General features: G+C 67.2%; 23 protein-coding genes. 13 read left to right on the top strand and 10 right to left on the bottom strand.

Annotated elements, in window-relative coordinates; genetic code table 11:
* The first annotated feature begins 52 nt into the window (after positions 1-52).
* A complete protein-coding gene (locus tag E4P24_RS08410) occupies positions 53-1,648 on the top strand; it encodes a hypothetical protein (protein WP_188148350.1) in 1,596 nt (531 codons plus the stop codon).
* Positions 1,649-1,666: 18 nt separating this feature from the next.
* Here the strand turns inward: E4P24_RS08410 and E4P24_RS08405 are convergent, their stop codons facing one another.
* Complete coding sequence (locus E4P24_RS08405) at positions 1,667-2,116, bottom strand: TIGR00725 family protein (protein ID WP_004041518.1); 450 nt, start codon at positions 2,114-2,116, stop codon at positions 1,667-1,669.
* A 153-nt stretch (positions 2,117-2,269) separates the two neighbouring features.
* Positions 2,270-2,392 (bottom strand): hypothetical protein, encoded by a 123-nt coding sequence (locus E4P24_RS19180; RefSeq protein WP_013035294.1) that lies wholly within the window; start codon positions 2,390-2,392, stop codon positions 2,270-2,272.
* 211 nt (positions 2,393-2,603) lie between these two features.
* Between E4P24_RS19180 and E4P24_RS08400 the strand changes: the two genes are divergently transcribed.
* From E4P24_RS08400 to E4P24_RS08390, 3 genes are all read left to right on the top strand, one after another.
* Positions 2,604-3,437 carry an MBL fold metallo-hydrolase gene (locus E4P24_RS08400; protein WP_115802653.1) on the top strand — a complete coding sequence of 278 codons (834 nt, stop codon included), beginning with the start codon at positions 2,604-2,606 and terminating at the stop codon, positions 3,435-3,437.
* A gap of 153 nt (positions 3,438-3,590) precedes the next feature.
* A complete protein-coding gene (locus E4P24_RS08395; protein ID WP_188148349.1) occupies positions 3,591-5,585 on the top strand; it encodes a hypothetical protein in 1,995 nt (664 codons plus the stop codon).
* Between the two features lie 75 nt (positions 5,586-5,660).
* On the top strand, positions 5,661-6,557 hold the full coding sequence (locus E4P24_RS08390; RefSeq protein ID WP_188148348.1) for a hypothetical protein: 897 nt from the start codon (positions 5,661-5,663) through the stop codon (positions 6,555-6,557).
* Here E4P24_RS08390 and E4P24_RS08385 read toward each other — a convergent pair.
* Positions 6,534-7,526, bottom strand: coding sequence for a hypothetical protein (locus tag E4P24_RS08385; RefSeq protein WP_115859802.1), 993 nt, complete (start codon positions 7,524-7,526; stop codon positions 6,534-6,536). The genes E4P24_RS08390 and E4P24_RS08385 overlap by 24 nt on opposite strands.
* A 42-nt stretch (positions 7,527-7,568) precedes the next feature.
* Entirely contained in the window at positions 7,569-8,189 is a 621-nt protein-coding gene (locus E4P24_RS08380; RefSeq protein WP_115802650.1) for a transcriptional regulator, read from the bottom strand.
* A gap of 188 nt (positions 8,190-8,377) precedes the next feature.
* Between E4P24_RS08380 and E4P24_RS08375 the strand changes: the two genes are divergently transcribed.
* On the top strand, positions 8,378-8,761 hold the full coding sequence (locus E4P24_RS08375; RefSeq protein ID WP_004041511.1) for a RidA family protein: 384 nt from the start codon (positions 8,378-8,380) through the stop codon (positions 8,759-8,761).
* A gap of 71 nt (positions 8,762-8,832) precedes the next feature.
* On the opposite strand, the gene E4P24_RS08370 is transcribed toward E4P24_RS08375, so the two are convergent.
* The 3 genes from E4P24_RS08370 to E4P24_RS08360 all read right to left on the bottom strand — a co-directional run bounded on the left by E4P24_RS08370 (position 8,833) and on the right by E4P24_RS08360 (position 12,391).
* Positions 8,833-9,882 carry a tyrosine-type recombinase/integrase gene (locus tag E4P24_RS08370; RefSeq protein WP_115859804.1) on the bottom strand — a complete coding sequence of 350 codons (1,050 nt, stop codon included), beginning with the start codon at positions 9,880-9,882 and terminating at the stop codon, positions 8,833-8,835.
* Positions 9,872-10,318 carry a DUF5805 domain-containing protein gene (locus E4P24_RS08365; RefSeq protein WP_188148347.1) on the bottom strand — a complete coding sequence of 149 codons (447 nt, stop codon included), beginning with the start codon at positions 10,316-10,318 and terminating at the stop codon, positions 9,872-9,874. The genes E4P24_RS08370 and E4P24_RS08365 overlap by 11 nt, the downstream gene beginning before the upstream one ends.
* A 1,368-nt stretch (positions 10,319-11,686) precedes the next feature.
* Positions 11,687-12,391, bottom strand: a complete 705-nt coding sequence (locus E4P24_RS08360; RefSeq protein WP_115859808.1) for an SOS response-associated peptidase — start codon at positions 12,389-12,391, stop codon at positions 11,687-11,689.
* 122 nt (positions 12,392-12,513) lie between these two features.
* On the opposite strand from E4P24_RS08360, the gene E4P24_RS08355 reads away from it, so the two are divergent.
* The 4 genes from E4P24_RS08355 to E4P24_RS08340 all read left to right on the top strand — a co-directional run bounded on the left by E4P24_RS08355 (position 12,514) and on the right by E4P24_RS08340 (position 15,782).
* The gene (locus E4P24_RS08355) at positions 12,514-13,269 is read left to right on the top strand and encodes a ribonuclease H-like domain-containing protein (protein ID WP_115859810.1); all 756 of its coding nucleotides are present in this window, start codon (positions 12,514-12,516) and stop codon (positions 13,267-13,269) included.
* A 102-nt stretch (positions 13,270-13,371) separates the two neighbouring features.
* A complete protein-coding gene (locus E4P24_RS08350; protein ID WP_004041506.1) occupies positions 13,372-13,725 on the top strand; it encodes a hypothetical protein in 354 nt (117 codons plus the stop codon).
* 75 nt (positions 13,726-13,800) lie between these two features.
* A complete protein-coding gene (locus E4P24_RS08345) occupies positions 13,801-14,487 on the top strand; it encodes a dolichyl-phosphate hexose transferase (protein WP_004041505.1) in 687 nt (228 codons plus the stop codon).
* A 119-nt stretch (positions 14,488-14,606) separates the two neighbouring features.
* On the top strand, positions 14,607-15,782 hold the full coding sequence (locus E4P24_RS08340) for a DUF3179 domain-containing protein (protein ID WP_188148346.1): 1,176 nt from the start codon (positions 14,607-14,609) through the stop codon (positions 15,780-15,782).
* A 121-nt stretch (positions 15,783-15,903) separates the two neighbouring features.
* On the opposite strand, the gene E4P24_RS08335 is transcribed toward E4P24_RS08340, so the two are convergent.
* Positions 15,904-16,107 carry a DUF5800 family protein gene (locus E4P24_RS08335; RefSeq protein ID WP_004041503.1) on the bottom strand — a complete coding sequence of 68 codons (204 nt, stop codon included), beginning with the start codon at positions 16,105-16,107 and terminating at the stop codon, positions 15,904-15,906.
* Positions 16,108-16,227: 120 nt separating this feature from the next.
* Between E4P24_RS08335 and E4P24_RS08330 the strand changes: the two genes are divergently transcribed.
* The 3 genes from E4P24_RS08330 to E4P24_RS08320 all read left to right on the top strand — a co-directional run bounded on the left by E4P24_RS08330 (position 16,228) and on the right by E4P24_RS08320 (position 19,330).
* Positions 16,228-17,079 (top strand): polymer-forming cytoskeletal protein, encoded by an 852-nt coding sequence (locus E4P24_RS08330; RefSeq protein ID WP_115859814.1) that lies wholly within the window; start codon positions 16,228-16,230, stop codon positions 17,077-17,079.
* A 120-nt stretch (positions 17,080-17,199) separates the two neighbouring features.
* Positions 17,200-18,072, top strand: coding sequence for a DUF4349 domain-containing protein (locus tag E4P24_RS08325; RefSeq protein WP_188148345.1), 873 nt, complete (start codon positions 17,200-17,202; stop codon positions 18,070-18,072).
* Between the two features lie 82 nt (positions 18,073-18,154).
* A complete protein-coding gene (locus tag E4P24_RS08320) occupies positions 18,155-19,330 on the top strand; it encodes a redox-regulated ATPase YchF (protein WP_115859818.1) in 1,176 nt (391 codons plus the stop codon).
* Between the two features lie 224 nt (positions 19,331-19,554).
* On the opposite strand, the gene E4P24_RS08315 is transcribed toward E4P24_RS08320, so the two are convergent.
* Complete coding sequence (locus tag E4P24_RS08315) at positions 19,555-19,800, bottom strand: hypothetical protein (RefSeq protein WP_004041499.1); 246 nt, start codon at positions 19,798-19,800, stop codon at positions 19,555-19,557.
* A gap of 81 nt (positions 19,801-19,881) precedes the next feature.
* Between E4P24_RS08315 and E4P24_RS08310 the strand changes: the two genes are divergently transcribed.
* Positions 19,882-20,301 carry a DUF5367 family protein gene (locus E4P24_RS08310; RefSeq protein ID WP_013035489.1) on the top strand — a complete coding sequence of 140 codons (420 nt, stop codon included), beginning with the start codon at positions 19,882-19,884 and terminating at the stop codon, positions 20,299-20,301.
* 20 nt (positions 20,302-20,321) lie between these two features.
* On the opposite strand, the gene E4P24_RS08305 is transcribed toward E4P24_RS08310, so the two are convergent.
* Positions 20,322-21,914 (bottom strand): Na+/H+ antiporter NhaC family protein, encoded by a 1,593-nt coding sequence (locus tag E4P24_RS08305; protein WP_188148344.1) that lies wholly within the window; start codon positions 21,912-21,914, stop codon positions 20,322-20,324.
* Positions 21,915-22,030: the final 116 nt, after the last annotated feature.

The raw sequence follows: 22,030 nt of genomic DNA, 5'->3' as shown, positions 1-22,030 counted from the left end.
CTCTCACGAGCACCACAACATTCAGGGCACAGGTAGCGAATTGGTCAGACAGATGTCGACGACCCACCTCTCCGTTCTCGGACTCGACGTGCAGCGGGTCGTCACCCCGCTCGAAGCCGCTGTCGCCGACGCCGACCGGGTTCGGCTGGTCCGCGACGAGGCCGACCCCGAGCAGGGTCGCGACCCGGACGACTGCGCCCCCGGCGTGCCGCGCGCGAGCGCTCACGCCGCGAAAGCCGTCACCGAACGGCTCGCGGGCCGGAACGCGGTCGACGAAGCACGACTCCCGTTTACCGCCTCCTTCGAGGAACTGTACGCCGCGACGACCGACCTGCTCCGCGGGGCCGCCGCGGACGGCGACGTACAGGTGAACCTCGCGGGCGCGCCCCCGCAGGTCGCCGCCGCGTTCTACGCCGCGCGGACCGCCCTCGTCGACGGCGGCGAACTCGACCGTGGAACCGTCTCGCTTCTGACCATCCCCGCGACCGACCGCCCCGACCTCGCCGCTATCGACGACCTCCGGTCGCTCGTCGGTGATGTCGAGGCCGCCTCCGACGCGTTCGACGAGTTCCGCCGCGTCTCCGACGGCCCCGCGGCCGCGGCCGTCGCCCGCCCGCTCCGTATCGCCCTGTCGGACCTGCGCGACGCGCTCGCCGACGCCAGCGGGGAGTCCCGTCCGAACTCCCGCACCGGCCGCACCGCGGGCGCTCGCGGGGCGCGCTCCGGCAGCGACTCGCCGCTCGGCGCGATGAGTTCCTACGTCGGCCGCGCCCGCGAACAGCTCGCGGACCTCGTCGAGTCCGAGGACCCCCGCCCGGACCCCGAAGACACTCGCGACCCGAACGCGGTCCTCGACGCGCTCGACGTGTGGCTCGACGGCGAGAGTCGCCTGCTCGCGTCGGTCGAAGACGACCCCCACGAACTGGTCGCCCGCTTCCGAACGAGCTGCGAGGCGCGCTTCGGGAAGTTCGAAGACCGAGCGACCGTCGAGCTGTTCGAGTCGCTCGACCGCTTCGAGGCGCACCTCGACGCCTACCTCGACGCTCGCTCGCAGCTTTCGGCCGCTGCCGGCCCGGTTGCCGAGCGGACGACCGAACTCTCCGAGCGGGCCGCCGAGGCCGCGACGAGCCTCTCGGCCCTCGACGATTCCGGTCCCGCAACGGGCGAGTCAGCCCTCGAACTCGACGGGCACGCGCTCTCGCCGCTGGGCGACCTCGAAGCGGCGGTGCTGTCCGTCCTCGCTGCGGGGCCGCCGCGCTCTCGCCCGCGGACGCGCCGCGGGGTCGCCGCCGAACTCCGCGAGCGCGCCGAACACCACGGCATCGTCGCCGGCGCGCGCGACGAGGAGACGTGGTCGGCGTTCGATTCGTTCTGCGTGGGCGTCGCTCGCGACAGCGTGGCGGGCGACCGATTCGAAAAGCGACTCTCGAACGCGCTCGCTCCGCGGCTCGACGTGGCGGTCGAGGGACTCACCGCGAACGGATTCGTCACGACGCGCGAGCGCGAACGCGGCCGCGACGCGCTCGAACCCACGGACGCGGGTCGGCTCTGGGCGTCGACGACCGACTGGGAGTCGTTCCGAGAGACCGTCATCGACGACCTGCTCCGCGACTGCGTCGAACGCGACGAGGGCGCCGCGGACGCGTAGCGCGGCGCGACCGCCCGCTCAGACCGCGTCTTCGACGAACGCGACGGCCGCTTCCGGCGAGTCGCACGGCTCGAAGCCCTCTAGCGAGCCGACCTGTTGGGTTCTGATGCCGGCCGTCGGGCGGTCGAAGACGTTGGCGTAGCCGATTTCGGAGAGCGTCCCGCCGCCGCCGTCGACGGCGATGACGGCGTCGCCGTTCATCGCGACGAGCGCGTTTCTCGCGTGGCCGAGCCCGGTCGCAATAGGGATGTCGACGTAGGAGTTCGCATCCTCGCGGTCCTCGCCCGGCAGGACGCCGATAGTCGTGCCGCCGGCGTCTTTCGCGCCGCGACAGGCCGCCTTCATGACGCCGCCGAGGCCGCCGCAGACGACCGTGTGGCCGCGCTGGGCGAGCAGGCGACCCAGGTCTTCGGCGATGGCTTCGACCGGGTCGGGGACGACGCTCCCGCCGACGACGCTCACGCGCACGGCGAAGTCACTCCTCGGCGTGCTGTGGTGTCGCCTCGGCACTCGACGCGACCGAGACTGGCGTCTGTGTTCATGTGGTATCGGACCGCGTCGAAGATGATAAGTGCGGGGCCGCATCGCCCGACCGAAGCCGGACTGCCGTTCTCAGTTGCGTCAGAACTCGTCCGGTCGCCGCGAGTCGTCGTCCAGCGGGGAAACCGCTTCCCACGCGCCGCACGCGCGCATCGTCCGAGCCATCGAAGAGAAGTTCGCCGTTTGTTTGTGGGTTCCTGACATGGTATCTGGTAACATGAGTTGGTGCATTAAATATCTTGTCAGGGTAACACCTTATACACCACATATGTCTCTATTTTCTATTGTAGGCTACAATTTCGTCCACAAATATGCGCGGGTTGTCTGCGTATTGCTAGTCGTTGTTGTCGGGTCGTCGGGACGCGTCGGACGAGAGAGCGCAACGCTTAGTCCCCCGGCGGGAGGACACGTCTCTATGACAGTCAGCGACTGGAGCGACTGGCTCCCGCGCGCGGTCGAGTCGGCCGACCCCGAGACGGTTGCCATCTGGTATCTGGGCTGCAACGGGTTCGTCATCAAAGGTAGCAAGGGGACGACGCTGTTCGTCGACCCGTACGTCGGCATCGGCGACCCGCCGCGGACGGTCCGTATGATTCCCGTCCCGTTCGACCCCGAGGACGTGACCGAGGCCGACGCGGTCCTCGCCACGCACGAGCACACGGACCACGTTCACGGGCCGAGTCAAGCGCCCATCCTCGAAAACACGGGCGCGACGTTCGTCGCCCCCGACGACTCGCTTTCGGTCGCCTACGACGACGAGGCGTGGTTCGACGACTACGACCTCTCCGAGGACCAGTTCGAGGAGGTCGCGGAGGGCGACAGCGTCGACATCGGTGAGTTCACCGTCCACGTCGAACCCGCCTACGACCCCGACGCGTCCCATCCGGTCGCCTACGTCTTCGAACACGAGTCGGGGACGTTCATCCACGGCGGCGACACCAAGCCCGCCGAGGAGTTCGCCGGCATCGGGGAGCGCTACGACCTCGACCTCGGCATCCTCGCGTTCGGAACCGTCGGCAACATCCCCGACAAGGAGACGGGCGAGCCGGTCCGCACGACGTGGTACAACGACGAAAACCAGATTATCGAGGCCGCGAGCGACCTCGACCTCGACCGCCTCGTCCCGACTCACTGGGACATGTGGAAGGGCATGACCGCCGACCCGAAGGTGCTGCACCACCACGCCAAGAGCTTCGAGGCCCCGCGCTCGCTCGACCTCGTCGAAATCGGTGACCGCGTCGACCTCTGAGGTCGCGTTCGAGCCGCCTTTTCGGGGCGGCCGTTCCGCGCCGGTCATCGCCGGCTGACAGCCGCCGCATCGAAACCGTCGAATCGGGAGACGACGGCGAGGCGACTTCGCGGCCCCGGTTGTTTTATAATGGATGTCGGGAAAGTGGCGGCCATGAGCCGCGAGTCCGAAGGGGTTACATCGGTTTCCGACGGCGAGGTCACGGTCGACAAGACCTTCGCAGCCGACGAGTTTCCCGTTCCCGCCATCAAGTTCGTCATCAGTTCGACGCGAGACGAGGCGACCCGAATCCGAGTCATCGACCGCATCCCGGAGTCGTTCCCGATGGAGAGCGTCGGGTTCCACCCCGACTTCGAGAGCGACAACTGGACGGCCTACAAGGACCACCGCGTCGAGTACGAGCGGACGCTCGACCCCGGCGAGGAGCTCGTAACGGTCTACGGCATCCGCATCACCGACGGCCACGACCAGACGGATTTCCTCGAAGAGCCGGCGCTCGAACGCATCCCGGTCGACGGCGGCATCGACCCCGACGACATCGACGACATCCTCGGAGAAGACCGCAGTCAAATCGTTCGAGACGTGCTCGCGGGCAACCGCGACCCGCCCCGCGACGAGTCGGACGCCGACGACGCGGACCCAGAGGACGAGGGGGAAGTCGTCCTCGACGCGCCCGCCGACCCCGACTCGGAGGCCGAAGCAGCCGACGCCGCCGAGACGGACGCGACCGCCGCAGATACCGCAGACGCCGCCGGCGACGAGCCGAGTGACGGCGACCTCGCGGCCGCCTTCGCTGGCGGAGACGACGGGGAGACCGACTCCGAGGCGGCCGAGGCGCAGGCGGCCGACGACGGCGACGAGTCGGTCTCCACGCCCTCGCCCGACGACGACGTGCTCGGCGACGACGGGGAAGCCGATGACGGGGAAGCCGACGACGAGTCCGCCGAATCGACCGGCCCGCGCGCGGTCGCCACCGACACCGCGCCGGCCGTGACCGCGCACCTCGAACAGCCCGATGTCGATGTCGAGGCCGAGGCTGAAGACGCCGAAGACGCCGATGCCGAGGTGGACGCCGACACCGGCGCGACCGGAAGCGCGCCCGCACCTGACGCGGACGGCCTCGTCGGGGCGCTCGCCGCCGAGATTCGCTCAGGCGCGGCCGACGAAGACGACCTCGAAGTCATCCGCGAGGCGGTCGACGCCGAGACGCGACGGAGTACCGACGTTCGCATCCGCCGCCTCCAGTCGCAGATGGAGGACCTCGCGGCGTACTCCGACGCGCTCGCGGAGTTCATCGACGAGGAGGGGACCGGGAGCGACCTCGTCTCCGAGTTCCGCGCCGAGATGACCGCGTTCCGCGAGGACCTCGACGCCCTCGACTCGATGGTCGACGGCGCGGTCGAGTCGGTCGATGACGCGACCTCACGGCTCGACGCGGCCGAAGAGACCATCGCCGCGGTCGACGACCGCTCCGACCGCGTCGCTACCCGAGTCGCGGACGCCGAGAGCCGCCTCGACGACCACGACGGCAGGCTCGAAGGCCTCGCGTCCGACCTCGACACCGCCGAAGACACCCTCGACGACTACCACGGCTGGCTCGAATCCCACAACGAGCAGTTCGAGACCGTCGAAGGCCGACTCGACGACCACGACGAGCGGCTCGAGACCGCCTCGCGAAACATCGACGCCGGCTCCGACCGCCTCGACAGCGTCGAAGAGACGCTCGCCAAGCGCGAGGAGGAACTCGTGACGGTCCGCGAACGCCTCGACGACATCGCCGGTCGGCTCGACGAGACCGTCGACCGACTCGAAGGGGCCGAATCCAGCGCCGCCGAAGCGACAGAGCAGGCTTCGACGCTCCACGACGAAGTCGGGGACATCCGCGAGGACATCGCCGACCTCGACGGGGACATCGTGGAGACGCGGGAGGCCCTCGACGACCGCCTCGCGGAGATTCAATCGCGGGTCGAAGACGCCGCGGCCGACGAGGAAATCGAGGCGCTGCGCGACGACATCCGCGAACTGGACGACACCGTCGCGGAACTCGAAACCTTCCGCGAGCGCCTCGCGGGAGCCTTCGGTACCGGCATGGGCGGCGGCCCGGCCGCCGGCGACGACGGCGACGGCGACACCGACGAGGCGGAGTAGTCCGACCGAGCGCGCTCCCGAGAGACGTTTTCCCGAAGCGCAACCTGTTTAGCGGGCCGCCCCGACGTTCCGATGATGACAGAGACGGTGCGCGTCGCTGTTCCGCGAAAGGGTCGCCCCCTCGAAGCGGTGCTCGAACGGTTCGCCACGACCGAGAGCATCGCCGAGGTGGCGGACGAAATCACCTCGACGCTCCGATACGAGAAGTCGGTCACGAAGGGCCATACCCGGCCGGAACACGACGTGTACGAGCGACTCGCGGATTACAGCGACCTCTCGGACCCGGCCGCGCCGGAGTACACGCTCCTGCGCGACGACCGGGACGGGATGCCGCGGCGCATTGTCTTCGACAGCGTCGTCCTCGAAATCGACGGGGTCGACATCCACCTCGTCGGGCGCGAGGAGCCGTTCCGCGCCCTGCGGACCCACGAGTTCGGCCTCGGCTTCGACAGCGCCGACCTCGTGCTCGAAGAGGTCGTCAAGCTTCGCCCCGAAGGGCTCGGGAGCATCGAGGACGTGAACGCCCGCATCGACCCGATGGACACCGACGTGCGGGTCGTCTCCGGCCTCGGAGACACGGTCTACCACACGCTCATGGCCGACCCCGAACTCCTCCCGCCGGGCTCCGAACTCGACCGCGACTTCGTCGCGGACTACGCGGGCGACCTGTGTATCTCGCCGCGCTACGAGCGCCTCGTGGAGGCGGTCCTCGGGACGCGGTGTCTCGACGACGTGACGTTCGCGTACCCGGACGACGCGCCGGAAGAGGAGGCCGCCATCGCGGAGACCGGCATCGGCGTCTACCTCACGATGACCGGGTCGACCGCGCGCGAACACGGCCTCGTGCTCGGTGAACACCTGTTCCCGAGCGAGACGGTCCTGATGGAGAACGTCGCGGAGGCGACGCCGGCCGCCGAAATCGTCAAGCGGGCCATCGCGTCGCCCGAGTTAGAGACCGAACTGAAGGTCTGACTGCCGACCGACGCCCTCCGCCGACGACTCGTTTTTCCGCTCCGCGTCGCCGCAGAACAGCAGCGTCGAGAGCGTCCGCGCCTCGAAGCCGCCGTCGTCGGTGAGCGAGACGGTCGTGTTCGACGCGTTGCAGTCGAACTGCGATTTGTCGACGGTGACCGCCTCGGTCGTCCCTTCGCCCGATTCGTCCCGCCGAGCGACGCGAAGCGTGACCTCGCGGACCTCGGTCAGCGATGCACCGACCCGCGCGCCGGGTTCGAGGCGGTACGCGCCGCCGAAGGCGACCGCGCCCGCGGGCGTCTCGTAGGCGAACTCGACGACTTCGGCCACGTCGGTCGGGTTCGCGACGGCGAGACCGTGGGGCTTCGTGGCCTCGGTGGGGAGCGACCCGTCGCCGAGCGCGACCGTGACCGCGTCGTCGGCGTCGACGACGTGGGAACCGCAGGCCATTCGGGTCGACCCGCCGGAGACCGAGACACCGCCGTCGCCGGGCGAGAACGCGGTCCACGAGCGGTTACAGTCGAAGTCGTCGGGGGCGACCGATTCAGTCGCCACGGCGTCCGAGTCGATGTCGGTCACGGTCACCTCGTAGGCGGCGGGAACGCGGAGCGAGACGTTCACGGTCGCGTCGGCGTCGAGTTCGTAGGTCTCCGCGTGGCCCGCGCCGAGCGGGCGCGAAACGTCGATACGAGCGGTCCACGACTCGCCGGTCGGGTTTTCGAGGCGGATGTGGTGGGGTTTTAGCGCCCCGCCGTCGCCCGCGGGACCGTCGCCGACGACTGTCGTGAGTCGCTCGCCGGATGCGACCGAGACGGTATCCACCGGTTCGGGCGTCGGGTCGGGGGTCGATTCGGTCGTCGAGTTTCCGTCGTCAGCGTCGTCAGCGCCGTCGCCGGCACTCGCGATACAGCCCGTCAGCGCCGCCGCGAGGCCGGTTCCGGCCGCGGCGAGGAGGGTTCGTCGGTGCACACCTACTCCAACGCGTCGGGGTCACTTTCGCCTGTGTGTGGCTCAAGCGCGCCTTTGAGTCCAGGCGACGCCGAGGCTCACGAGGACGGCGAGGGCGACGCCGACGAGGAACACGAGCGCGCCGGGGCCGGCGAGGAAGGCGGAGACGAACTCCGCGACGCCCGGTTCGGGGGCGGGACCGGTCGGAGCCGGCGCGGCGTACCTGACCTGTGGCCGTCGCGCGGTCCACAGCGTCTGCACGGCGACGCTTCCGACTAGCGTGACACCGACGCCGGCGACGAGCGTCCGAAGCCCCGAGGAGAGCTTCGATTCGGTTCGCTCCGCGCCCGCGAAGAGAACGACGGCGGAGCGGGTCGGGCCGTAGACGGCCATCTCGCGGCCCTGCGCGGAGACCCACGTCGTCACGGGCTCTATCAACTCGGCGTCGACCAGTCGCTCGACGTGGTAGCCGACGGTCTGGAGCGTCGTGTCGAGCGCGTCGGCCAGTTCGGAGGCGGGGCGCGGATCGTCGTAGACGGCGGCGAGGAGCCGCCTCGCGGTGGCAGACGACAGCGCCGACAGGACCTCGTCCGCGTCGTCGTCGTCGAGTGCGACGAGAAGCGGGCTCAGCCCCCGGTCTCGAACCGATGCGGCGGCGGGTTTCAACGGGAGCAACGAACTCACGGTTTCGACCGTCGTTCTCGCGCTACGGATAAAGAGGGCGGTATGAGTCAAGCGCCCGTTTGAGCCTCGCTCCGTCGGGCAGAACGAACGTCTGTGTAGATTAGTACATGCTAGCGACACGGCGATGGCCGCTCGCGGAGTAGTACGACTGTGAACCAGATTCGAACGAACCCCGCGGAGGCACAGCGATGAACGGCGATGCGGTCCGATACGAGAGCGACCACTACAAGGCGACCGCCGGCTTCGGAGCCCGGAAGCGGGACCTGCAACTCGTCTTTTTCGACGCGCAGTACCCGCAACCGGACCCGACGGCGGCCGACCGCCCGTCGGTCGAGAGCCAGACGATGAACGCGCTCGAACGCGTGGAAGCGGCCGTCGGCCGCTCGGGACTCGACTTGGACGACGTGCTCCGAACGACGGTCTACACGACGGACCTCGACCGAATCGACGCCGTCGAGTCGGCCTACGACGCCTACTTCGACGACCGGCGACCGGCGATGACCGTCGTCGGCGTCTCCGAACTCCCGAACGACGCCGCCGTCCAAATCGAGGCGACGGGCGTCAAACGATAGGTCGCGCACACGCAGATTCAATATAGCGAGATACAGTTTACGAGTCGCGCTCCGAACAGCGGCCACGCTTCTCAGCGGAGCGAGTAAATGTTGGATTCGTACGTTTCGCGCACTCTGTCGCCCCAGTTGTGGGTGTACGTGTCGATGATGTCGCCGGCAACGTCGCCGCGGAGGTACTTGACGATGCCGCGGTCGCCGGTGCGGTCCCGAAGGTGGGTGGTGAAGAAGTGCCGGAAGTAGTGGGGCGTGACGTTCTCCTCGCGGTCGCCGCCCGCCCGGTACCAGCCGGCGTCGGCGGCGTGGGCGGTGACGACGTGGTGGACGGCGTCGGGTTCCAGTCGCCGGCCCCACCCCGAGGCGGTGCCGACGAAAAGCGGTTCGGCCGGCGACGGCGAATCCGGCCGAATCGCCAGCCAGCGCAGGAGGACGGCCTCCAACTCGTCGTCGACGGGGACGACGGTCGACCGCTTTCGCTTGTTCGAGGCGGTTCGCTCCTCGCCGTTCGTGACGCTTCCGACGCTCGGGTCGGCGGCGACGTATATCGACGGTCCGCGGCCGTCGAGGGCGGCGCGGGTCGATACATCGGCCAGTGGTGTATCCACCGACAACGACACGTCTCGAAGGTCGAGGTTGCACAGTTCGCCGACGCGCATCCCGGTCTTGAGGAGGGTGACCACCAGCGCGTGGTCCAGCGGATGGGCGATTCCGCGGACGAATCCCCGCATCTGCGGGACCGAAAGCTCACGTCGAGCGGGGTTGGTGTCGATGCGCTCGTCCATCTCCTCCATCACGAGGCTCATCGGGTTGGAGTCGAACGCGCCGACCTGCGCCATGTAGGCGTAAAACCGGTGGAGGTAGGAGGCGTACGTCGCCACCGTGCTCGGCGCGACATCGCGGTTTCGAAGGGTGTGTATCCACGCCATGCAGTCGCGGTGAGTCGCGTCGTCGACCGACCGGGCCGTCCCGGCGGGGTTCCGCGAGGGGTCGCCGAGAAACGACTCGAACGCTCGGAGAACGCGCTCGTAGGCGTCGCGGGTCCGGTCGGTCTTCCCGTGATAGGTCATATCCTGCAGGAAATACCCGACCGGGTCCTCCGCGTCGGCGGGTCGCTCAGCGGCCATCGCGCTCCGCCAGCGTGTAACCGCCGTGTCGCCCGCTGTACACGACTCGGCCCTTCGATTGGAGCTCCTGAAGCGTCGATTCGAGGCGGTCTTCGATGTCGTCGGTCAGCGCCGCGACGAGGTCGTCCCACGACCGGTGCGAATCGGCCGCGAGCGCCTCGACGATTCGGCCCTCGAACCCGCCGTTATTTTCACTCCCACCCTCCTGATTTGAACCGTCGTTCTGGACCCCCGTCTTCCCCCCGTCAACCCCCGGGGTTGTCGCCGCTTCGTCGCCCCTCGACGGAACGTCGAAATCCCGCCGACCGGCCTGTACCATCGTCCTGACAAATTCACTTTGGCTCATCCCGAGTCGGTCCGCGTGGTCCTTCCAGACGGCCTTCTGGTGGGCCGGGAGGTAGGTTTGCACCGTCGCACGGTCGACCTCGTCGCTCATGAACGGGTCGACACGGGGGTCGATATTCAATCTACCGGCACAGTCCAGAATAAGAGAAGTTATCCTGAGCAGTGCATGCGGATTTTCGGCGGCGAGTCTGAGTTATCCCGAATACTGCAATCGTATTTTTGGCAATTTGCATGCAGTATTCAGAATATTAGATTCCCCCGGAGAACGCCGATTTTGGCCGTTTCGAGCGAATCTGAGACTCGGCCAATTTCTGTCGCTTTCGAGAGGTCGAATATCACGCAGTACCGTCTCTTTTCTGTGATGACGCCCGATTTTTGGATGGTACTCCTCCAACCAATTACTCCCGGAGTAATGCATGGAGAACCCACTTACACGGGTTTCGTTATTTCACAACTGATGTTACTGAATTATTATAAAAACTCGATGACGGTGATTTTGTCTCCACTTTATTTCTCCCGTCATAGTGTGAATACTCACCCATATATTTCTGTCTATTTTCACAGAAATATATTTGCGGAGCGACGCACCATCCGTGTTCTCTCGAACGGCTATATTTCAACCCAAATTAACTCGGTATTTTCACTGATTATATCAGCCATTCATCTCTGAATATATGTCGCCGGACGGAGTTTCGTTTCGAATCGGCTCTGTCTGTTATTATGTGGGGCGTCGTCTCGAAGAACTCTGATGAATGTTGTCTGATTCGAACACGCAACCACCCGGGTGACTCCGTTCCGAACCCACCCGAAGACGAACCAACTGAGGTCTTTGGCGGCTCGATTCGGCCTCTGTTGACGCCTTCACAGCCCTCGTCTTCGCGGTGAGAACCGTCACTCGGGGCGTGGCCCCCGCTCAGATGGAGCGGCGCTCAAGCGCGCTGTGGCCGTCCTGACGAGATTGCGTGAATCCGAGGGTTCGGTGTCTCGCTCACGGCCGGATGCCGACGACTCACTCGCTCGGCGGTGACGACCCGTTCGAGGAACCATCTCTCGGCTGGCGGCTCGCTCGGGCGGACCGTCTCGAATTTCGAATGCGACGCCGCACTCCGTCTGCACGACCGGACTCGCGGCCGCGTCCCCGCAACCGCTGTACTTCCGACTGCGATACGAACCACCCGAGCCGCGAGCGCGACGTGGCTGTCACTTGCGGCGTTGACGACCCAAGCACTATCGTCCCTTGGAACTCCGATTTTCCTCGTTAGCGCGACTCAATCCCCGATTCTCTGAACGCTTCGGTCGCTGGCGGTTTGTCCGATTCGAGACTCGTATATTGTATTTCGCTATATACAATTCTGGTTCTCGGGTTCGACCGAGCTCGGGAAATTCGAGGTCCCGTCGAACCCGGCCGGTTCGCGTCGAAGTCACTGAGACGACCGGATGCCAACGACTTCACCCGGCGCTACGCTTCGACTCGCTCTATCAGGTCGGGGCCGTCGTTGGCGGGGCTGTTCACCCGCGTCGAGACGGGGTACGCCGTGAGTTCGTCGTCGGGGTAGGTGTCGAGGAGCGCGGCCGCCTCGTCGGGGTCGCCGTGGAGCCACGTCTGCTCGTCTTCGGGCGCGAGGACGACCGCCATCCGGTGGTGGAGCTCCGAGACGAGGTCGTTCGGTTCGGTCGTGACGACGGTGAACGTCTCCAGCGGTTCCTGTTCGCGCGAGGGGCCGCCGCTCCCGAAGTCGCCGAGGCCGGTCTGTTTCGTGGAGGGCGTCCACCGCTCCCAGAGGCCGGCCATGGCGAACGGGCGGTCGTCCTCGAAGGCGACGCGATAGGGCTGTTTGCGTCCGCCGCGGTCGACCCACTCGTAGAAGCCGTCCGAGGGAACGAGACATCGGCGGGCCTCGTAGGCCTCGGCAAAACTTCGCTTTTCGCGGACGGTCTCCGCGCGGGCGTTGATTCGGTCGTTGCCGACACTTGCGCTGTCGGCCCACGAGGGGACGAGCCCCCATTTCAGAAAGCGGAACTCCTCGGGCGCGTCGTTGGTCACGACCGGGAGTTCCTGACCGGGCGCGCAGTTGTACCGCGCCGAAAGCGGGCGCGTCGGCGTCGCGTCGAACCGCGTTTCGAGTTCCTCGGGTGGGGTAAACAGCGTGTAGCGGCCGCACATATCTCCGGCTTCGCGCTCTGCGGGTAAAACGCCCGCGGCGGGGGAAGTGCGGAAGCGTTCTGAGAGCGTGGCGGCCGGCCCACGACGACGCATTTAGGGTTGCCGACGCCCCCCTGTCGGACATGCGAATCGAGAACAGCTTCATCCCCGTCCGCGGCGTGGGCGAGCGGACGGAGCGGAACCTCTGGCGGGCCGGGGCGACCCACTGGGACGAGTTCGACGCCTCGCTCGTCGGCGCGAAGACGGGCGACCGAATCGAGACGTTCATCGCCGACGCCGCCGCCCACCTCGACGACGGTAACTCGCAGTTCTTCGACGACTGCTTCCCCTCGGGCGAACGCTGGCGACTCTACGAGAACTTCCGCGACGAGACGTGCTTTTTCGACATCGAGACGACCGGCCTCTCGCCCGAGCGCGACTCGGTGACGACCGTCTCGTTCTATCAGGACGGCGAGACCACGACGCTCGTCAGCGGCGAGGACCTGACCGCCGACGCCCTCCGCGAGCAGTTCGTCGACGCGAAACTCATCGCGACGTTCAACGGCGCGCGCTTCGACGTGCCCTTCCTCGAAACCTCGTTCGACGTCTCCATCGACGTGCCGCACGTCGACCTCATGTATCCCTGCCGCACGCTCGACCTCACTGGCGGACTGAAGGAAATCGAGAAAGACGTGGGCATCGACCGCGACCGCCCCGACATCTCCGGGCGCGACGCCGTCCGCCTCTGGCGGGAATACGAGCGCGGCGACCAGTCGGCGCTCGACACGCTCGTCTCCTACAACCGCGAGGACGCGGTCAACCTCGAACGCCTCATGGAGACGGTCACCGGCCGACTCCACGACCGCGCCTGCGAGGGTCTCGACGCCGACCTCGCCTGAGTCGAGCGAGAAGTTGACCCCGCGCCCGCGCGAGCGCCGCCGACTCGTGCGGGCGTGCCGGAACCCCGCGCTTTTTTCATCCCCCGAAGCGACGCGCCGCACATGACCGACGACCCCGACGCCGACCCCGAGGCGGACGACTCCGCCGATTCGACCCCGTCGTCCGACGACGCGACCGAGGCAACCGAGGCGACCGACGGCGACGAGCCAGTCGACGCCGACGCGACCGTCGAAGCGGCGGACGGCGGCACCGACGAGCGCGACAACGGTAACGGAAACGGCGACGAGACCGTCCCGCACGTCGAACTCGACCTCTACGAACTCTCTGTCCGCGTCAGCGGGCAGTCCAGCGACGAACTCGACGACGTGGAGGCGTCGGCGACCCGCCTCATGGACTACCTCGTCGACCACGCGAAAGAGCTGGAAGACCAACCCGACAGCCGCGGACTGAGCTAACTCCGGCGCTCGCGTCCCTCTCCTCGGTTTTGGTAAACCTAAAAGTTCAAGAGCGGCCGTCAATAACCCCGTCCAATGACTGAGTACACCTTCGACGACCTCGCGGTCGTGATGGGGACGTACAACGAAGAGCAGGCCATCGGGTCCGTGTTGGCCGACATCGACCGGATTACCGACGGGCGCGCCGAAGTCGTCTGCGTGGACGGCTCGGACGACCGGACGCCCGAAATCGCCCGGAAGATGGGTGCGCGCGTCATCGAACAGGAGCCGCAGGGGTACGGCGTCGCGGTCGAGGCCGCGGTGCTCGCGCCCGACCGCCCGGTCGTCGTCACCACGGACTGCGACGACACTTATCCGATGGAGTATCTGCCGAAGTTCCTCGACCTCATCAACGACGGCTACGACGTGGTCTCCGGCGACCGAATCACGAAGGGCGCGGAGACGATGCCCCGACTCAACCGCGCGGGCAACATCGCGTTCGCCCGCCTCGCCAGCTTCCTCATGGGCGCGACCGTCCACGACACGACCACCGGCATGCGGGCGTACCGCCGCGAACTCCTCCACGACATCGAGTGGACGGAGAACACCGGACTGTCGGCCGAACTCCTCATCCGCCCCGCGATGCGCGGCTACAACATCGCCGAGGTTCCCATCCCCTACCGCGAGCGCGCCGGCGAGACGAAACTCGACCCCTTCGCCGGCGGCGCGGCCATCGGGAAATCCATCGTCAAAGTCTGCCTGGAAGAACGGCTCCGACTCTGACCGGGCGGTTCGTTCGGTTTCTCCGCCGTTCTGACTCCGAACCGACGTGGCTCCCGACGGTCGTGCGCTTCGATACCATACCGCACATCGCTCATACGTGGCTCGGCCGAATATCCGGCATGGCTTCGACCACGAACCGCCGTCGCTTCCTCGCGCTCGGCGTCGGCGCTGCCATCGCCGGCTGTCTCGGGAGCGAGCCACCCGTCGCGGACGACGATGCCGCGAGAGCCGACGACGCGCCCGAGTCCGCCGAGTCCGCCGCCCCCGCCGACTCGACCGACGCCGCCGCGGGCGACTACTCGGGACCGTTCGAGCTTCCGGTCCCCGAGGGCGAACTGCGTCGAGGCGCGCCGAGAGACGCCATTCCGGCCATCACCGCCCCCGTCTTCGCAGACGACTGGACCGGGTTCGACGAGGTGGACGCGACGCTCGACGACGGCGACGAGGTGGTCGGCGTCGGACTCGACGGCGTCGCCCGCGCCTACCCGCTCGCCGTCCTGAACTGGCACGAAATCGTCAACGACGAGTTCGACGGCCGGCCCGCGGTCGTGACCTACTGCCCGCTGTGCGGGAGCGCCGTCGTCGCCGACAGGCTCGCCGGCGGCGAACCGACGTACTTCGGCGTCTCGGGCCTGCTGTGGATGTCCGACCTCGTGATGTACGACGACCGGACGAACTCGCTGTGGAGCCAGGTGCTCGCGACCGCGATTCGCGGGGAGTTGACCGGCGAGACGCTGTCGCTCCTCCCTTCGACTATCTCCACGTGGGGCGAGTGGCGGGCGGCACACCCGGAGACCGAGGTGTTGGTCCCGCCGCCCGTCTCGGGGACGATTCGCGGACGGCAGACCCGCCGGTACGACGTGAACCCCTACACGAGCTATCAGCAGTCCAGCGACATCGGTATCGGCTTCAACGACGCGGCGGACGACCGACTCCATCCGAAAGCGTCGGTCGTCGGCGTCGCCGCCGACGGGGTCGCCCGCGCCTACCCGCTCGACGCGGTCGAACGCGCGGGCGTCGTCAACGACACGGTGGGCGACCTGCCGGTCGTCGTGGCAACCTCCGCCGAGGGGAGTCTCGTCGCCTACGTCCGCCGGGTCGACGGCGAGACCGTCGAGTTCGACCGCGACGGGTCGGTGCTCGTCGCCGCCGGCTCGCGGTGGGACCTCCTCACCGGCCGCGCGCTCGACGGCCCCCACGAGGGCGCGGTCCTGACGCGCGCGAACGACCGCTCGCCGATGTTCTGGTTCGCGTGGGCCGACTTCAACCCGGAGACGGAGATACACGGGTCCTGACCGGGCGGCCGGGGCTGCGGGTTCTGAAGAGTCTGAGGGAGTCGGTCGCGCGGCGAGCGCGCGTGATTCGAGGGCGATACGCGGGGAAAACGAGGGATTCGGTCGTTGTTTCGGGCGGCGATTACGACGAGTTCAGGATGTCGCGGACGCGCCGGGGTTCGCCGGAGAGCGCGGGTTGCTTCTCGACGATTTTCAGCACCTCGTGGTCGGTCACGTCGGGGTAGGATTTCCCGATTGCCTCCTCGATGAGGGCCTTTTCGAGGCGGAACTCCGTTCCCTCGTAGACCACGTCTACGCCGTCGTCGTCGAAAGAGAGAATCGTCATACCTCTCGTTGTTTCCCGCGAGTAGTTAAATACACGTCGTCACCGGGAAACCGACTGCCCCGTCGTGTCTGACGGTTGTCTTGCGGACGGTTTATTACGGCACGGGTGTTGGTTCGGAGCGTGTCACTGGGTACGGACCCGCTCGATGCGCTCGAAATCCCCGACGGGACGACGGTCGAGGAACACGACCTCGTCACCGACGGCGACGTCGTCGTCGGCGGGCAGAGCACCGTCGAGTTCGGCGTCCGCGGGCGGAACGTCCTCGCGGGCGAGCGCGTCACCTTCGGCGGCGACATCGAGGCCGAGGCCGACTGCCGACTCGACATGCTCGACGACGTGGCCGGCAACGTCCTCGTCGGCAACGACGCCTACCTCGGTGAGCGCGTCCACATCGCCGGCCGCCTGATGGTCTCTGGCGACCTCGACATCGGGGACGACGTCGATATCGAAGAGGGGTTCGAGGCCAACGGCTGGATCGTCATCCGCAACCCGATTCCGACGCTCGTGTTCTACTTTATCGTCCTCTCGCAACTCCTCCGACTCGGTGAGGACGAGGCGGCCGACGAACTCGCAGAGACCCTCGCGGGCGAGTCGCCGCACGACCCGCTCGTGATTCCACGGAACGCCACCGTCTCCGACGACGCGTGGCGCGTCTCGACGCCCGCGCACGTCGGTTCGGACTGCCGGATTCACGGCAACATCCGCGCGAAGTCCATCGACCTCACAGAGGACAACAACGTCTTCGGGAGCCTCCGCGCCCGCGACGATATCGTCGTCGGGAGCGGGACGCGCATCCACGGCGACGTGACCACCCGAAACGGCGAGGTTCGCATCCACGAGGGCGCGCGCGTCCTCGGCGACGTGTCCTGCAACGACCTCGTGCTCGAAGCCGGCGCGCACGTCGACGGCACGATGCGCGCCCGCGGCGAGATGCGTATCCACCGCGACAACCTCCCACGCGAGGCCGAGTAGTCGGCGTCGCGTCCGACCGCCCGCCCGACCGAGCGACCGCGACCACCCGCGCGCCGCGATAGCAACAGTCGCCGTTTGTGCTTACCCAACGATTAATCCTTCACGTCGAGAGTGTCGTCTATGGACAACCGACTGAAACTTCTCTCGGTCGCCCTCCTCGTCGTCCTCGCCGGCTGTTCCGGCGGCGCGGCGGACGGCGGTGCCGGTAGCGCCGGCGGTGCGGAGAGCGTCTCGTTCACCGCCGACGCGTCCGGTTCCGCCGAGGCCGAACAGACGGGCGGCGACGACCTCCCGCAGGCCCAGCGGCGGGCGGTCATCAAGAACGGCCGGATAGAACTGACCGTCGACGAGTTCAACGAGTCGCGCGACGCGGTCGAATCGACCGCCGAATCCTACGGCGGCTACGTCAGCGACTCCAACGAGTACGTCAACCGCCGGAGCGGCGGCACCTACCGCTCGGGCCAACTCGTCGTGCGCGTCCCCTCCGAGGACTTCTCGGCGTTCATGACCGATATGAAGGCCCTCGGTGAGGTCGAGCGCGTCGAGACGAACTCCGAAGACGTGACCGACCAACTGGTCGACATCGAAGCGCGACTGAGCAATCTCCGCGCCCAGCGCGACCGCCTGCGCGACCTCTACGAGTCGGCCAACACGACCGAGGACGTGCTCGCGGTCGAAGAGCGCCTGACGGACGTCCAGACCGAAATCGAGCGACTCGAAGCCCAGAAGCAGTCGCTCGAAGACCGCGTCGCCCTCTCGACCGTCCGGGTCTCGCTGTCCGAACGACCGCCCGGCCCGGCGCAGTGGTACGACACGCCGGTCTTACAGGCGTTCTCCGAGTCGGTCAACGGCGCGTTCGTCGCCCTCCGGGCGCTCGTCGTCGCCGTCGCCTACGCCGTCCCGTACCTCGTCGTCTTCGGCGGCCTCCTCGCGATTCTCGGGAGCGGGGTGGTGCTCGCCAGCCGCGCCGCGTTCAGGCGACTGACGGACTGACCTCGTCTCGCCCGCCGCTCCGTCGTCGCTCCCGCTTCCGCACACGCGAGCGTTTTTCCGCGTCCGCGACCATCGTCGACCCATGCTCTCTCTCGCGTTAGCCGGCAAGCCGAACGCCGGCAAATCGACGTTCTACACGGCCTCGACGCTCGCCGAGGTCGACGTGGCGAACTACCCCTTCACGACTATCGACGCGAACCGCGGCGTCACGCACGCTCGCACCCGCTGTCCCTGTCTCGACCGCGACGAGCGCTGCGGCAACTGCGAGGACGGCATCCGCTACGTCGCCGTCGAACTCGTGGACGTGGCGGGGCTCGTCCCCGGCGCGCACGAGGGTCGCGGCCTCGGCAACCAGTTCCTCGACGAGCTGACGAACGCCGACGCCATCGTCAACGTCGTCGACGCTTCCGGGGGGACGAACGCCGAGGGCGAACCCGTCGAGGTGGGGAGTTTCGACCCCGTCGAGGAGGTCGACTTCATCGAGGAGGAACTCGAACAGTGGCTCGCGGGCATCGTCCACAAGAACTGGGAGTCCGTGGTTCGCAAGTCGCGGTCGCCCGACTTCGACATGGACGACGCGCTTTCGGACCTCCTGACGGGCGTCGGCGCGAGCGAGTACGACATCGCCGCGGTCCTGCGACAGCTCGACTACTCGCCGAACCCACGAGACTGGGACGACGCGGACCGCGTCGAACTCGCCCGCGCGATTCGCCAGCGGACCAAGCCCATCGTCCTCGTTGCCAACAAGGTCGACGTCGCACCGCCGGAGAACCTCGACCGACTCGCCGAGACCGGAAAGCCCGTCATCGCCGCGACCGCGGACGGCGAACTCGCGCTCCGGCGGGCCCGCGAGGCGGGCATCATCGACTACCACCCCGGCGACGACGACTTCGAACTCGTCGGCGACGTGAGCGGCGCACAGGAGCAGGGCCTCGAACGCATCCGCGACCTGATGGACGACCACGGCGGCACCGGCACGCAGGAAGCCATCGACACCGCCGTTTACGACGTGCTCGACCGCATCACGGTCTACCCGGTCCAAAACGAGTCGAAATGGACCGACGGTACGGGCAACGTCCTCCCCGACGCCTTCCTCCTCCCGCGGGGGTCGACGCCGCGGGACCTCGCGTACGCGGTCCACTCGGACATCGGTGACGGCTACCTCCACGCGGTCGACGCGCGAGCGAAACGCCGCATCGCCGAGGACCACGAACTCGAAGAGGGCGACGTCATCAAAATCGTCTCGACGGCGAAGTAGCTGTCAGAAGTTCGTCTTTTCCGCGCGTTCTCGTTGCTTTCGATTGGTCAGGAATCCGTCCGCCACGCCACACGTAAACCAAAATTCGCTATACAGAATTAGTCCGCTCACATTCTCCGAGAGAGGACGAACACAGAAAGCGGAATCGCGCCGCAAGGTCGACTGTCGTGCGACTCACGCGTCGTGATTTGCGGCGGAAAACAGCGATTCGTCGCAGGCGGGGCTCAGAGGTCCTTGGCGACGCGAAGCTCCGAGTCGGTGACCGTTTCGACCGACTCGGCCGGCACCTCGATGTCGTCGCCGTCGGCGTCACCGAAGCCGAGGCCCTGCAGGACTGCCTCGGCGATGTCGGGGTCGGGTTCGACGTACGCGATTTGGGCGTCCGTGTCGACTTCGGTCACGATTCCGATCTGTTCGGCCTCCTCGTCCATGAGGAACTTTCCTTCGTCGGCGGTCGAGAGAACTGACATTCGACCAATCGTTATACCGGGATGACATAATATCCTGTGGCCGGCACGAACGCTGATACGCGTTGCCCGCGTACGAGAGGCATGACAATCAGTCCACAAGTCTCCGAGGCCGGCGCTCGTCGGCTCCCACTGTCGGAGACGCGGGTGCTTCTCGGCGTCGGGCTGGCGATTGCCCTCGTCGCCGGTCTCGTCTTTCGCGTCGTCGGCCAACTCGTGTTGGTGCCCTCCCGGCCGCTGGTCACGGCCGCGGTGTTCGCGCTGACGGTCCCCGCGATGTGGGCGCTCGCGGTCGGAATCTTCCGGTGGCGCGGGCTGTCCAGTGGCGCGCGGCGGGAGGCCGCGGTGCTGCTCGTCGTTCCCGGGATGCTCGTCGACGCGGTCTCGACGGCGCTGTTCTCGGTCGTCTACCCGAACATGGGCCTCGAAGCCGCGGGGCTCTTCGGGGGGCTGTTGCTCTTGGCGTACGCGACGGTGCTGGTCGCGGGGTTCGTCAGTCGATGAAAAATCGCGGTCGGTCGGGGTTAGTCGGACGACGACCCGAACGCGTTCGGGACGCTCACGTCGGCGTGTTGGGAGAGGTAGTAGGCGGCGACGAAGAGAATGAGGACGCCGACGCCGAGGAGCGCGAGCGGTCCGACGCCGTAGCCGGAGACTGTGAGCGAGCTTACGCCGTAGCCGTCCGCAAGGAACAGTCCCGTGGCGACAGTCCCGCTGAGCAGCGCGTACGGAATCTGCGTGTTCACGTGGTCGACGTGGTCCGCGCCGGCGAACATCGACGAGAGGACCGTCGTGTCGCTGATTGGCGAACAGTGGTCACCGAACAGCGAGCCGGTGAGAATCGCGCCGATGGCACCGGGGAGCGGCGCGCCGAGCTGGTAGGCAAGCGGCACCGCGACGGGGAACATGATTCCCATCGTCCCCCACGACGTGCCGATGGAGAACGAGATGATGGCCGCGGCGAGGAAGACGACCGCGGGCAGGAGTTCGGGCGTGATGACGCCCTGGGCGACGCTGACGACGAACGGACCCACGCCGAGCGCCTCGCTGACGCTCCCGATGGTCCACGCCAGCGAGAGGACGGCCACGGGGAACATGACCATCTTGAAGCCCTCGAAGATGGCGTCGCTGACGGCTTCGAGTTCGACGCGGGCGTGGCCGACGAGGATGGCGAGCAGCAGCGCGCACGCCGAGAAGACGCCCCAGAGGATGGCGTCGGCGGTGGCCGCGTCCTTCAGCGCCTCGACGGGTACCTGCCCGGGCCAGCCGCCGGAGTACAGCAGGCCGAAGCCGGTAACGGCGACGAGCGTGACGATGGGTGCGGCGAAGTACCACCAGCGCGAATCGACGTAGTCGGGCGTGACGATGTCCTCCTCGCGCGTCTCGATGAGGGGGTCGGCGTCGTCGCCGAGGACCTTCCCCTCCTCTTTCGCGCGGCGCTCGGCGCGTTGCATCGGCCCGAAGTCCCAGTCCATCACGACGAGGATGAACACGAGGGCGACCGCGAGCAGGCTGTAAAAGCGGAACGGGATGCTCTGGAGGAACACCACGAAGGCGCTCTGGTCGATGCCGAGCGAGGCGAACTGCTCGCGGATGAGACCGACCTCGAAGCCGACCCACGTCGAGACGACGGCGACGCTCACCACGGGCGAGGTGGTCGAGTCGAGCAGGTACGCGAGCTTCTCGCGGCTGATGTCGAACTTGTCGGTGATGGGCCGCATCACCGAGCCCGTAATCATCGTGCTCGCGTAGGAGTCGACGAAGATGAGCATCCCGAGGACGCTCGTCCCCAGCGCGGCCTGTTTACGGGTCTTGATGCGGGCGATGATGCGCTGTGCGAGCGCGTTCATCCCGCCCGAGAGGAATATCATCCCGAGCATCGCGCCCGAAAGGAAGGTAAACAGGAGGAGTTTGCTGTTGAACGACTCGGTCACGTTGTTGATGACCAACTGGAGGGAGTACGCCGCCCCGCCGATTGGGTTCCATCCCACCAGGATGGTCGCACCGATCCAGATGCCGGTGAACAGTGAGAGGAGCACCTGCCGACTGGCCAGCGTCAGCACGATTGCGAAGAGCGCCGGCAGCAGGCTGATGACTCCATGCGTCTCTGCGGGCATGACAAACGTTTCGTCACTGGCTCCCAAATTTAAGGGTTTTCAACTCGAACGCCGAGAATAAGACGTATCGGATGCCGTGAGTTGTCGTAGTTCGGGCAACGAATCGACCGACTGCG

The sequence above is a fragment of the Haloferax sp. AS1 genome, from assembly GCF_014530665.1.
GTDB lineage: Archaea > Halobacteriota > Halobacteria > Halobacteriales > Haloferacaceae > Haloferax > Haloferax volcanii.
Note: the sequence above shows the minus strand (reverse complement) of the source record. Positions and strands in the feature narration are given on the sequence as shown.

What these genes read in the sequence shown, in the direction of transcription:
- E4P24_RS08410 (WP_188148350.1), top strand. Translation starts at nt 53, where the DNA reads ATGTCGACGACCCACCTCTCCGTTCTCGGACTCGACGTGCAGCGGGTC.
- E4P24_RS19180 (WP_013035294.1), bottom strand. Translation starts at nt 2,392, where the DNA reads ATGTCAGGAACCCACAAACAAACGGCGAACTTCTCTTCGATGGCTCGG.
- E4P24_RS08400 (WP_115802653.1), top strand. Translation starts at nt 2,604, where the DNA reads ATGACAGTCAGCGACTGGAGCGACTGGCTCCCGCGCGCGGTCGAGTCG.
- E4P24_RS08395 (WP_188148349.1), top strand. Translation starts at nt 3,591, where the DNA reads ATGAGCCGCGAGTCCGAAGGGGTTACATCGGTTTCCGACGGCGAGGTC.
- E4P24_RS08390 (WP_188148348.1), top strand. Translation starts at nt 5,661, where the DNA reads ATGACAGAGACGGTGCGCGTCGCTGTTCCGCGAAAGGGTCGCCCCCTC.
- E4P24_RS08375 (WP_004041511.1), top strand. Translation starts at nt 8,378, where the DNA reads ATGAACGGCGATGCGGTCCGATACGAGAGCGACCACTACAAGGCGACC.
- E4P24_RS08370 (WP_115859804.1), bottom strand. Translation starts at nt 9,882, where the DNA reads ATGGCCGCTGAGCGACCCGCCGACGCGGAGGACCCGGTCGGGTATTTC.
- E4P24_RS08365 (WP_188148347.1), bottom strand. Translation starts at nt 10,318, where the DNA reads ATGAGCGACGAGGTCGACCGTGCGACGGTGCAAACCTACCTCCCGGCC.
- E4P24_RS08360 (WP_115859808.1), bottom strand. Translation starts at nt 12,391, where the DNA reads ATGTGCGGCCGCTACACGCTGTTTACCCCACCCGAGGAACTCGAAACG.
- E4P24_RS08355 (WP_115859810.1), top strand. Translation starts at nt 12,514, where the DNA reads ATGCGAATCGAGAACAGCTTCATCCCCGTCCGCGGCGTGGGCGAGCGG.
- E4P24_RS08350 (WP_004041506.1), top strand. Translation starts at nt 13,372, where the DNA reads ATGACCGACGACCCCGACGCCGACCCCGAGGCGGACGACTCCGCCGAT.
- E4P24_RS08345 (WP_004041505.1), top strand. Translation starts at nt 13,801, where the DNA reads ATGACTGAGTACACCTTCGACGACCTCGCGGTCGTGATGGGGACGTAC.
- E4P24_RS08340 (WP_188148346.1), top strand. Translation starts at nt 14,607, where the DNA reads ATGGCTTCGACCACGAACCGCCGTCGCTTCCTCGCGCTCGGCGTCGGC.
- E4P24_RS08335 (WP_004041503.1), bottom strand. Translation starts at nt 16,107, where the DNA reads ATGACGATTCTCTCTTTCGACGACGACGGCGTAGACGTGGTCTACGAG.
- E4P24_RS08325 (WP_188148345.1), top strand. Translation starts at nt 17,200, where the DNA reads ATGGACAACCGACTGAAACTTCTCTCGGTCGCCCTCCTCGTCGTCCTC.
- E4P24_RS08320 (WP_115859818.1), top strand. Translation starts at nt 18,155, where the DNA reads ATGCTCTCTCTCGCGTTAGCCGGCAAGCCGAACGCCGGCAAATCGACG.
- E4P24_RS08315 (WP_004041499.1), bottom strand. Translation starts at nt 19,800, where the DNA reads ATGTCAGTTCTCTCGACCGCCGACGAAGGAAAGTTCCTCATGGACGAG.
- E4P24_RS08310 (WP_013035489.1), top strand. Translation starts at nt 19,882, where the DNA reads ATGACAATCAGTCCACAAGTCTCCGAGGCCGGCGCTCGTCGGCTCCCA.
- E4P24_RS08305 (WP_188148344.1), bottom strand. Translation starts at nt 21,914, where the DNA reads ATGCCCGCAGAGACGCATGGAGTCATCAGCCTGCTGCCGGCGCTCTTC.